The organism is Parafannyhessea sp. (assembly GCF_051876455.1).
Taxonomy (GTDB): Bacteria; Actinomycetota; Coriobacteriia; order Coriobacteriales; family Atopobiaceae; genus Parafannyhessea.
The window spans coordinates 7,557-17,763 of record NZ_JBJEHW010000059.1 but is presented as its reverse complement, the minus strand read 5'-3'; the positions used below and the strand labels follow the sequence as shown (position 1 = coordinate 17,763).

Annotated in this window: 8 protein-coding genes and 1 tRNA gene; 5 read left to right on the top strand and 4 right to left on the bottom strand. The window is 67.5% G+C overall.

Features of this window, described 5'->3' with window-relative positions; genetic code table 11:
• Positions 1 to 899: HAD family hydrolase (locus ACI38Z_RS02850; protein ID WP_439788673.1), on the top strand; the 899-nt coding region annotated here is incomplete at its 5' end.
• 191 nt (positions 900 to 1,090) lie between these two features.
• Here the strand turns inward: ACI38Z_RS02850 and ACI38Z_RS02845 are convergent.
• The gene (locus tag ACI38Z_RS02845) at positions 1,091 to 3,361 is read right to left on the bottom strand and encodes a glycogen/starch/alpha-glucan phosphorylase (RefSeq protein ID WP_439788672.1); all 2,271 of its coding nucleotides are present in this window, start codon (positions 3,359 to 3,361) and stop codon (positions 1,091 to 1,093) included.
• Positions 3,362 to 3,577: 216 nt separating this feature from the next.
• Here ACI38Z_RS02845 and ACI38Z_RS02840 point away from each other — a divergent pair, with 216 nt between their 5' ends.
• On the top strand, positions 3,578 to 4,579 hold the full coding sequence (locus tag ACI38Z_RS02840; protein ID WP_439788671.1) for an AraC family transcriptional regulator: 1,002 nt from the start codon (positions 3,578 to 3,580) through the stop codon (positions 4,577 to 4,579).
• Here the strand turns inward: ACI38Z_RS02840 and pfkB are convergent.
• The gene (pfkB, locus tag ACI38Z_RS02835; protein WP_439788670.1) at positions 4,560 to 5,468 is read right to left on the bottom strand and encodes a 1-phosphofructokinase; all 909 of its coding nucleotides are present in this window, start codon (positions 5,466 to 5,468) and stop codon (positions 4,560 to 4,562) included. The two genes, ACI38Z_RS02840 and pfkB, sit on opposite strands and share 20 nt — an antisense overlap.
• Positions 5,469 to 5,671: 203 nt before the next feature.
• Here pfkB and ACI38Z_RS02830 point away from each other — a divergent pair, with 203 nt between their 5' ends.
• The 3 genes from ACI38Z_RS02830 to ACI38Z_RS02820 all read left to right on the top strand — a co-directional run bounded on the left by ACI38Z_RS02830 (position 5,672) and on the right by ACI38Z_RS02820 (position 7,904).
• Positions 5,672 to 6,763 carry a response regulator receiver protein gene (locus tag ACI38Z_RS02830; RefSeq protein ID WP_439788669.1) on the top strand — a complete coding sequence of 364 codons (1,092 nt, stop codon included), beginning with the start codon at positions 5,672 to 5,674 and terminating at the stop codon, positions 6,761 to 6,763.
• Positions 6,763 to 7,776 carry a hypothetical protein gene (locus ACI38Z_RS02825; RefSeq protein WP_439788668.1) on the top strand — a complete coding sequence of 338 codons (1,014 nt, stop codon included), beginning with the start codon at positions 6,763 to 6,765 and terminating at the stop codon, positions 7,774 to 7,776. The genes ACI38Z_RS02830 and ACI38Z_RS02825 overlap by 1 nt, the downstream gene beginning before the upstream one ends.
• Positions 7,777 to 7,828: 52 nt before the next feature.
• Positions 7,829 to 7,904, top strand: a tRNA-Glu gene (locus ACI38Z_RS02820).
• Positions 7,905 to 8,664: 760 nt separating this feature from the next.
• Here ACI38Z_RS02820 and ACI38Z_RS02815 read toward each other — a convergent pair.
• Together ACI38Z_RS02815 and ACI38Z_RS02810 are read right to left on the bottom strand one after the other, a co-directional pair.
• Positions 8,665 to 9,171, bottom strand: a complete 507-nt coding sequence (locus ACI38Z_RS02815; RefSeq protein ID WP_439788667.1) for a hypothetical protein — start codon at positions 9,169 to 9,171, stop codon at positions 8,665 to 8,667.
• Positions 9,172 to 9,314: 143 nt separating this feature from the next.
• Positions 9,315 to 10,207 (bottom strand): transketolase family protein (locus tag ACI38Z_RS02810; protein WP_439788666.1); only part of this gene is annotated, 893 nt, incomplete at its 5' end.

Here is a 10,207-nt window from a genome sequence, read left to right as displayed (position 1 = left end):
ACCTTGTTCCCGAGGACATGGCCGCGCGCTTCTCGCGCATCAAATATGTCATAACCGACACGGACAACACGATGGTGAGCCATGGCCAGGCGCTGGCCTCAACGGACGGAACGCCCTCCATCGAGCTGGCCCAGACCCTTGTTGACCTGCGCCGCGCCGGCGTGAGCGTAATCCCGTGCACCGGCCGCAACCGCGCCATGATCCGCGAGGACGTGCGCATACTTGGGATGCCAGGCTGGATAGGCGAGATGGGCGGCATCCTGTGCCTGCACGAGGGTCGCGAGAGCGACTGGCGCTACTTTACGGCGGACATGCCGTACGACCCCGCGTGCGGCGTGACCCCGCACGACCTGATCATGCAGACCGGCGCCGTGCAGCGCATGCTCGACCGCTGGTACGACTGCCTGGAGCTCTATAACGACAACAACATTGGCTACCAGTACCGCGAGGTGACGGTTGCCTTGCGCGGCGCCGTGATCGAGGACGAGGCGCGGGCCATGCTGGACCAGAGCGGGCTTCCGCTCTACCTGGCGGACAACGGCTTTGTCTCGCGCATATCTGGCCAGACGATCCTGCCCCGCAACCCGGACGGGACGCTCGAGGGCGTGCACACGTACCACATCACGCCGCGCGGGCTGGACAAGGGAAGTGCGACCAAGCGCTACATCGAGCTGCTGGGCGTGGACCCGGCCGAGGTCATCTGCTGCGGCGACTCGCCCGCGGACTGCAGGATGGCGCCGCACTGCGGCACGTTCCTGCTGATGCGCAACGGCATCGACAACCCCAAGAGCCAGTCCGAGCTCGCCAACTGCGGCAACGCCTTCGTCTCTGCGGAGGACGCGACGGACGGCTTCTGCCGCGCCATGCAGACGATCCTGGCAATCAAGCGCCAGTCGTAGGGGCGGCGCACTCGGGGGCGCGCCACAAGCCACGGGCGCGCGTTCTTCTCCCCCGGTAAAGACAACCGCAAGATAGGCCCACGACACGCGACGGCCGCACCCGGGTGGATGCGGCCGTCGCGTTGCACGTATGGGAGGAGCCGACGCCGCCGAAAGGGGGAGGCGGCGCCGGCGGGGTGCCTGTCTTGCGCCTAGCTGAGGTGCCAGATGTCCTTGTCGTACTGCTCGATGGTGCGGTCGGACGAGAAGAACCCGGCCTTGCTGATGTTCACCAGGGTCTTGCGCGCCCAGGCCTTGCGGTCCTCGTAGTCCTTCAGGACCTGGCTCTTGGTCTTGCAGTAGTCCTCGAAGTCCGGGAACGTCATGAACCAGTCCTTGTTGAGGAGCTCGTTCTGCAGGCGCGTGAGGTTGACCTTGTCGCCCTGCTCGAGCATCGCGTCGGACGTGAGGAAGTCGACCGCGGCGGCGAGCTCCTTGTCCTTCTTGTAGTAGGCCTTGGGGTCGTAGTCGCCGCGCTTGTAGCGGGCGATGACCTCGTCGGAGCTCTCGCCAAAGGTGTAGATGTTCTCCTTGCCCACCAGGTCTGCGATCTCGACGTTGGCGCCGTCCATGGTGCCCAGCGTCACGGCGCCGTTGAGCATGAACTTCATGTTGGAGGTGCCGGAGGCCTCCTTGGAGGCGAGGCTGATCTGCTCGGAGATGTCCGCCGCGGGGATCAGGCGCTCGGCGGCCGTCACGTTGTAGTTCTCGATCATGACGACCTGCAGGTACTTGCTCGCGATCGGGTCGGCCGCAATGACCTTGCTCAGGCAGATGATTGCGTGGATGATGTCCTTGGCGATGGTGTAGGCGGGTGCGGCCTTGGCGCCAAAGATGACCGTCACCTTGTGCTTGGGGAGCTCGTCCTCATCGTCCAGCTGGCTGATGCGCAGGTACTCGCGGATGATCCAGAGCAGGTTGAGCTGCTGGCGCTTGTACTCGTGCAGGCGCTTGGACTGCACGTCGAAGATCGAGTCGGGGTCGACGGCGTCGCCCTGGTGCTTCTGCAGCCACTTGGCAAAGGCGCGCTTGTTGGACGCCTTGACGCTCACGAGCTGGGACAGGAAGTCATCGTCCTCCTTGAGCGGGAGCAGGCCCTCCAGCTCCTCGGCCTTGGTCTTCCAGCCCTCGCCGATCTTGGAGCTGACCAGCTTGTTGAGGCCGGGGTTGCACTCGACCATCCAGCGGCGGAACGTGATGCCGTTGGTCTTGTTGTTGAACTTCTGGGGATAGATCTTGTAGAACGGCGCGAGCTCGGAATCCTCCAGGATCTTGGTGTGCAGGGCCGCGACGCCGTTGACGGAGTGGCTGAAGTGGATGTCGATGTTGGCCATGTGGACGTTGTTCCACTTGTCGATGATCTGCACGAACGGCTCGTCGTACTTCTCGGCCACGTAATCTGCGAGCTGCTTGATGATGGGCACGAGCTGCGGGACGACCTTCTGCAGGTAGTCGAGCGGCCAGCACTCCAACGCCTCGGCCAGGATGGTGTGGTTGGTGTAGGCGCAGGTGTCGCGCACGATCTGGATGGCCTCGTCAAAGGCGATGCCGCGCTCGCCGAGCAGGCGGATCAGCTCGGGGATGACCATGGTGGGGTGCGTGTCGTTGATCTGCACGGCGGCGTAGTCCGCGAGGTCGTGCAGGTTGCTGCCGCGCTCAACGCACTCGTCCAGCATGAGCTGGGCGGCGTTGCTCACCATGAAGTACTCCTGGTAGACGCGCAGGATGCGGCCGGCCTCGTCGGAGTCGTCGGGGTACAGGAAGAGCGTGAGGTTCTTGGCGACCTGCGTCTTGTCGAAGTTGATGCGGTTCCTGATGATGCGCTCGTCCACGGTGTCCACGTCAAACAGGTTGAGCGTGTCGCACTTGCTGTGGTAGCCGGTCACGTCGAGCTGGTACATGGTCGAGGTGACGGAGAGGTCGCCAAAGTTGACGGTGTAGTGCTTGGGCGTGCGGCGCATCCAGCTCTCCTGGCCCCACCTGAGCCAGTAGTCGGGCGACTCGTACTGCTTGTTGTTGTCGAAGCTCTGCTTGAAGAGGCCGCAGTGGTACGCGAGGCCCACGCCGGAGGCGGGCAGGCCCAGCGTTGCGCAGGAGTCCAGGAAGCAGGCCGCAAGACGGCCGAGGCCGCCGTTGCCCAGGGAGGGCTCGTTCTCGAACTCCTCCATGTCCGCGATGTCGCGGCCGGACTCCGCGAGCTCCGCGCGCACCTGCTCGTACAGGCCGAGGTTGATGAGGTTGTTGCTCAGCAGCTTGCCGATAAGGAACTCGGCGGAAATGTAGTACAGGCGCTTCTTGCCCTGGTTGTAGCCCTTCTCGGCCGCGGCGTCGACGGTGAGGCGCAGCAGCGCGTTGAAGAGCTCGAGGTCGGTGCACTCGGAAATGGGCTTGCCCGCGTAGGAGGCGACGGTCTTGGTTGCCATGATAACGTCCCTTCAGGTCATGTCTGACGTTAACAAGCACTATAGTTGCGCCACGGTGCTAGAATCTAGCACCATACGCGCAGCCATTAACACTAAAGTGACATCATCGCGCAAACGGACTGACGCGTTTTGAGGCTGCAACCGTTTGCGGAGATTGCGCGCGCACCGGCGGAAAAGCCGGCGGCTGCGGCGGCAGGCAGGCCAAAGGGAGGGCGCATGGGCGAGAAGGACGAGCGCGACGCGGGCGAGAAGAGCGAGCGCTTTGAGGACTACGAGCACTACCGCGAGCGCGGCCTGCACGAGGTCCCGGGCTTTGCGTACAACACGTACCTCTGCACCATCCCGCAGGACTTTGACCACGTGCCCACCCACTGGCACGACCAGATGGAGATCGTCTACGTCAAGCGCGGCAGCGGCACCGTCGCGATCAACTTTGCGCGCAAGCCCGTGCACGCCGGGTCCATCGTGCCGATCCTGCCCGGAGAGATGCACTCCATCGAGGGCGACCCCGGCTCGCGCATGGAGTACGAGAACATCATCTTCTCCCTGGGGATCCTGGACAGCCAGGAGCCGGACGACTGGTGCCGCAGCCACGTGATAGAGCCGCTGCGCCAGGGCAAGCTCGCGTTCGAGCGGCCCGTGCCGGAGGGGACGGAGTTCTACGAGCGCGTGCGCTGGGCGCTCGACGGGGCGGACGCGGCCTGCGCCGTGCGCGCGCCGGGCTACTCCATGGTGGTGAAGAGCCGCCTGTTCCTGCTGCTAGACGCCCTGTACACCTTTAGGCAGAAGGACGCCCCGCAGGCGCCGGACCCCTCCGCGGAGCGCGTGCGCGACGTGCTGCGCGAGGTGAAGCAGCACTACGCCGAGCCGCTCAGCGTGGAGGACGCCGCGCAGCTGGCAGGCTACAGCAAGGCGCACTTCATGCGCGTGTTCAAGCGCGACATGGGCCAGACCTTCAGCCAGTACCTGACGGAGTGCCGGCTCACCGCGGCCGCCTACCACCTGGAGATGACGGACGAGCCCGTGGGCGCCATCGCGCGCTCGTGCGGGTTCGACAACTTCTCGTACTTCAACCGCAGGTTCCGCCGGCGCTTTGGCATGACGCCGACGGAGTTCCGGCACGGTCGCGGCGGGGCGGATGGCGACGCGGGCGAGAAGGACGCGGCGGCCGAGCCCGAGCCCGGCCGGGACGGCGCCCCTAGCCCAGCTGCGCCATGAGCGCCTCGGCCTCCGCGCGCGTGGCCAGGTCCACCTTGAACGCCGTGGCCGAGCCGGTGCTGATGCCCATGCGGAGCGCCCGGGCCAGGTCGCCCTCGCCCTCGATGTAGCCGCACAGGAACCCGGCGACCATGGAGTCGCCGGCGCCCACGGAGTTCACCACGCTGCCACGGGGCGCCGCCGAGCGGAGCACCTCGCCCTTCTCGCTCACGAGGACCGCGCCCTCCCCCGCCATGGAGACGAGCACGTTCCTGGCGCCGCGCTCCTGCAGGCGGCGGGCCAGCGGCACGGCCTCGTCCTGCGTGCGGACCTCCTGGCCAAAGATGGCGCCCAGCTCGTGGTTGTTGGGCTTGATGAGGAAGGGCCCGTACGGCAGGGCGTCCAGCAGCAGGTCGAGCTCCGCGTCCACCACCGTGCGCACGCCGCGGCCGGCCACGCGCGCCAGCATGCGCTGGTACACGTCGTGCGGCACCGTCGCGGGGACGCTGCCGGCAAGCACGAGGAAGTCTCCCTCGCCCAGCCCGTCAAGACGCTGCAGCAGGGAGGCCAGGTCCTCCTGCCCCACCGCGGGGCCGATGCCGTTGATCTCGCTCTCCTCGCGGGCGTGCACCTTGACGTTGACGCGGGTGCGGCCGTGGTCCAGGCGCACGAAGTCGCAGTCCACGCCGCGCTCAGCCAGCATGCGCTCGACCTCCGCGCCCGTGAAGCCCGCCACGAAGCCCAGCGCGCGCGAGGGCTGGCCCAGGTTCTTGAGCACCACGGACACGTTGATGCCCTTGCCGCCGGGCAGCATGTCCTCCGTGCGGACGCGGTTGACCTCGCCCAGCGCAAGGTTGTCGAGGCTCACCACGTAGTCGATGGACGGGTTGAGTGTCACGGTGCAGATCATGGCGTACCCCCTGGTCTTGTGCGCTGTCTTGCAGTTGTCTGCCGCGGTTGCGGCCCGCCCGCGCGGGCTCCCACCAGTATACGGTGCGCCCGCCGCGGCGCGTCACCATTGGCACACATTTGGTTCGCGCGGGGCAGCAAACTCGGCTAGGATTCTGTCAGATTGACTGACGGCGCACGCGGCACGAAGGGAGCGCACGGCCCGTGGCATTTGACCCAAACGACGAGGACTACCAGCGGCTCAGCCTGCAGTTTGCCCGCTCGCTCGACGGCGGGGACGCGGGCTCGGTCGTGCGTGCCTTCGCGAGCTTTGGCCACCGCTTTGCGCAGGACCACGACAGCCTCCCCCAGACGGACGAGGACCGCGCCTTCCACCTGGTGGCACAGGCCACGATGGCCATCGACTACCAGCTTCCCTTTACGGAGGATGACGAGCAGGCCAACCGCCTGATCGAGCGCGGCCACCGCCTGCTGGACGAGGCCCTGGCCCTCGACCCGGGCTGCGCCGACGCGCTGCGCATGAAGCGCGCGTCCGAGGTCGCGGGCTTTGACGCCTACTTCGACTTCCTCCACGAGGTGGAGAAGGACGTGCGCGACTGCTGCGAGGAGCGCCGCAAGCGCGCGCTGGCCGTGGACGATGGCGAGCGCGCCGAGCTGGGCGCCAACCTCGCCATGCGCCCCTACCTGCGGTGGCTCGCCATGGAGGCGGAAAAGGCCCTCATCTGCGGCCGCAACCGCCAGTGCCTAAAGATCTGCGAGCGCGCGCTCGAGGCGGACCCGCAGGACATGGCCGACGTGCGCTTTACCGCGGCGCTCGCCTACGCCAAGCTTGAGGACGCCGCCGGGCTCGAGGCGCTTGCCGCGCGCTCGGCCACGCTCGGCGTGCCGCGCCGCCACGAGGGCGCCGACGCCTGGACGCTGCTCGCGCGCGTCTCCATCGCGCACAGCCGCCACCTGCCCGACGAGGCCACGCGCCTCATGCGCACCATACTGGACACCTACCCGCACGCCGCGGCCACGCTCAGCCTGCAGCACGAGCTGCCCGACGGCGTCTTCAGCCGCCTGGCCGTGCCGCCCTACAGCGAGGACGAGCTCATCCTGGCGACGTCCGAGGCCACGGTCCTCTTCCAAGAGGGCCGCGACCGCAGCGACCGCGGGGCGCTGGGCTCCTGGGTCGCGGACCGGGCGGAGGAGCTCGACCCCGCCGACGTGCGCATGGTCCGCGCGTACGAGAGGGGCGCGGGCGCAAAGTCGGGGCACGCCCGTCCCGGCAGCCCCGACGGGGGGCAGGCGTGATGGACGGTCGCGAGGAGCTGGTGCTGAGGCTGGCCGCGCGACGCCGCGCCAAGCTGGGACTTTCCGACGCGGCCTACGCCGAGCTGCTGCTCGCGGTGCGCGAGGACCCCAAGAAGTTCCTGGAGGACGACGCGGACGAGGCCTTCCTCGTGGTGGCCAACGCCGTGGACGCCGTGTCCACCGCCCGCGAGGACGACGACCTGCTGGACGACGGCGAGTTCTACCAGACGCGGGAGAAGCGCCTGGCCCGCATGCGCCGCGAGTGCGATCGCGCGCTCGCCCTGGACCCCGACTGCGTGGACGCCATGCTGCTGCGCGCGCTGGCCGAGGACCTGGACCCGGACCCGCTGCTCGACAGGCTGCTGCAGGTCGAGCGCGACGTGACGCCCGCAGACGCCGCCGCGCCGACCGGTGCCGTCGCGACCGATCCCGACGCCGCGACCGCCGGCACGGACCCTGCCGCCGACGCCTGGACGGACGTGCTCGCGCGCGGACGGCTGCGGCTCAAGGCGGCCATCGCGCGCACGTGCCTGGACTCCGCGCGCTACCGCATGGCAAACGAGACCGGCCAGGAGCTCATCGCGCTGTCGCCCTCGGACGCCCTGGGCGCGCGCCACACCTGCGCGCTCGCGCTGGCGCGGCTCGAGGACGAGCCCGGCTTCGACGCGCTGGACGCCGCCTTTGGCCGGCGCGGTGACAGCTGGGTGCAGATCGGCCGTGTGATCCTCTTCTACAAGCTCGGCCGCATGGGTGCCGCCCGCCGCGCGCTCCGCGGGTTCGACTCGCTCTGCGACGGAGGCGTCTACGCACTTCTCCGCCCGGTCATGGTCGACACCTACCTGCCCGACAGGCCCGCCACCTCGCCGTACACCTTTGACGAGGCGACGCTCGCCGTGCACGAGGCCGACCCCATCATCGTGGACGTGCCCGACCTCGTGACGTGGGTGCAGAACCAGCCGGACATGCTGGCCTCGGCCAAGTCGTTTGCGGATAAATCGGGACTTGACTGGTAGGCGGCGCGCCAGGCGGGCGGAAGGCCCGCGCGTCTGGTATACTGCAGTCCGCGTCCCCATCGTCTAGTGGCCTAGGACACCGCCCTTTCAAGGCGGTAACACGAGTTCGAGTCTCGTTGGGGGCACCATCGCACGCGCGAGCGCCCGTCGGCAGCTGCCCAGCAGCACCGACGGGCGCTCTTTTGCTTGTGTGAATGCGCTGCCGGCGCGTGCGGACGTGGCGGTTTGCGCTCGAAAGGCCTTGCTAACGGCACTAACGAGACCCCACCCTGATCCCGTTCGAAGTTATGTTGGCCCGCGCGTAACGGGGATGGGTTTGTGCATGCTTTGGCGACTTGCCATGAGACCGCGCCGCGGGCATAGGCACGCAAAAGCCTCCATCCGTGCCACGGAGGCGGGGATATGCATGACCCAGAGGCACGCCCACGCCAAACCATGGACGCTTTCTATAAGAGTTTGAACCGCAAATCATGCACAAGCCCCCTTGCGTTACGGGGAGGCCCAAGGAAGTTCGTCATACCGTGGCGCGAAGCACCTCCTAGGCACCATTAACGGGACTCCATCCTAGCTAGACATGAAGTCTTTTCTGGCTGTGTGCACCTCGAAGAGGTTTGAGTGTACTTTAGGTTCCATCCTGAGATCGTGGAGGCGCCTCAATCGCGCTCAGGATCTGTTGAGCGATACTATACGCATGCCTTCGTGTCTAAATGACATTCAGTTGGTCGACAGATTGCTTCATTCATAGACTCCCGAACTAAGAAGTACACTCAAGCCCTCTTTTGGTGCAAAGCGGCCAAAAAAAGTTCGGGCAAGACGGAAATGGAGCCGCGTCCAAAACACGCCACACCCACATCACCTGGCACCATGCGGCTGGAAGGCCCTCTCCCCCTACCTCTTCATAAGGCGGCCCAGCACCTCGCCCGCAAGGGTCAGGCCCCTCAGCACGACCTCCGTCGCCAGCGGCGCCAGCACGAACTCGGCGCTGAACACGGCGGACACGAGCGCCCCCACGTCGCCGTGAGCCAGCAGCGCCAGCAACCCGCGAACAAGCGGCCAGCCCGCCAGCCCAAGGAACACCCCAGCAGCCACGACGCAGGCAATCGGATGCCTGCCCCAGCTCCCTCGCATGGTCGCGAGCACCACGTTGAAGACGAAGACCCACACGACCCAGACGATGGAAAGCAGCGCGATCGTGCCGACGACGGTGCCGATCCCACCCGCTCCGTTGTCCCGGATGGTAAGAATCGTGATGACGGCAATGCCCGCGGCGCAGGCCACGAGCGGAAGGCACGGCCGGCGTCCGCCAGAAAGAGTGTCCCGCCCGAAGGCAGCCTCGTAATCGTCCGCATCCGTGGTCAGGATGGGATCGTTCCAGTTCCAGATGCCACGCGCCATGACCTGTCCTCACGCCGGCCCTCTTGCTGGGACAACCATACGCAAGGTTGATGAGGGCGACGCAAGCACAATGTCAGAATTTCCCCAGCGGCGGTTCGGCGGCGGTCGGCCGCATTCGGCCGCATTCGGCCGCGGAGCGCACCCTAGCAGCGGTCCAGCCGCTCGCGCACTCTCGCGACGATGCCCTCGACCGTGAGCCCGGCCTGCTCCAGCAGCGACTCCTGCGTGTCCGCATTGAGGTAGCGGTCCGGCATGCCCAGCCGCAGCAGCGCCGGCGCGCCGCCCGCCTGGAGCATCCGCTCCGCCACGGCGCCGCCCAGGCCGCCCACCACGCTGTGCTCCTCCAGCGTCGCCACCAGGCGGCGGCTGCCCGCCGCAAGGGCGTCCACCAGCGCATTGTCCAGCGGCTTGACCGTGGGCATCAGCAGCGCCTCCGTCGGCACGCCCGCCGCCGTGAGCTCTTGCGCCGCCGCGACCGCGCGCGACGCGATCGTGCCCGTGGCGATCACGCTCACGTCCGGCACGCCATCGGGCGAGAAGAGCTCCTCCGCCACCCCGGGCCTCACCGTGACGCCGTCCGGGTGCAGGTTGGCGCCGTCGAGCGTGTTGACCCGCACGTACGCCGGGCGCGGGTGCACCGCGAGCAGCCGCAGCACACTCGCGAGCTCCGCGTTGTCCGCGGGGCAGAACACCTCCACGTTGGGGATGGCCCGCATGAGGGCGATGTCCTCCAGCGCCATGTGGCTCGCGCCCAGCATGCCTGACTCGCAGCCCGCCGCCACGCCCACCAGTGCCACCGGCGACTTCATCATGCCCAGGTTCACGCGCACCTGGTCGTACACGCGGCCCGTGATGAACGTGGCGTAGCCGGGCGCGAACACCGTCAGCCCCTCGTTGGCGAGCGCGCTCGCGACCTCCACCTGGTTCTGCTCCGCGATGCCGCACTGCACAAAGCCCTCGGGCAGAACCTCGCGCATGTGGTCGAGGTTGAGCCTTCGCCCGTAGTCGGAAACCACGACCGAAAGCCCCGCGTCCC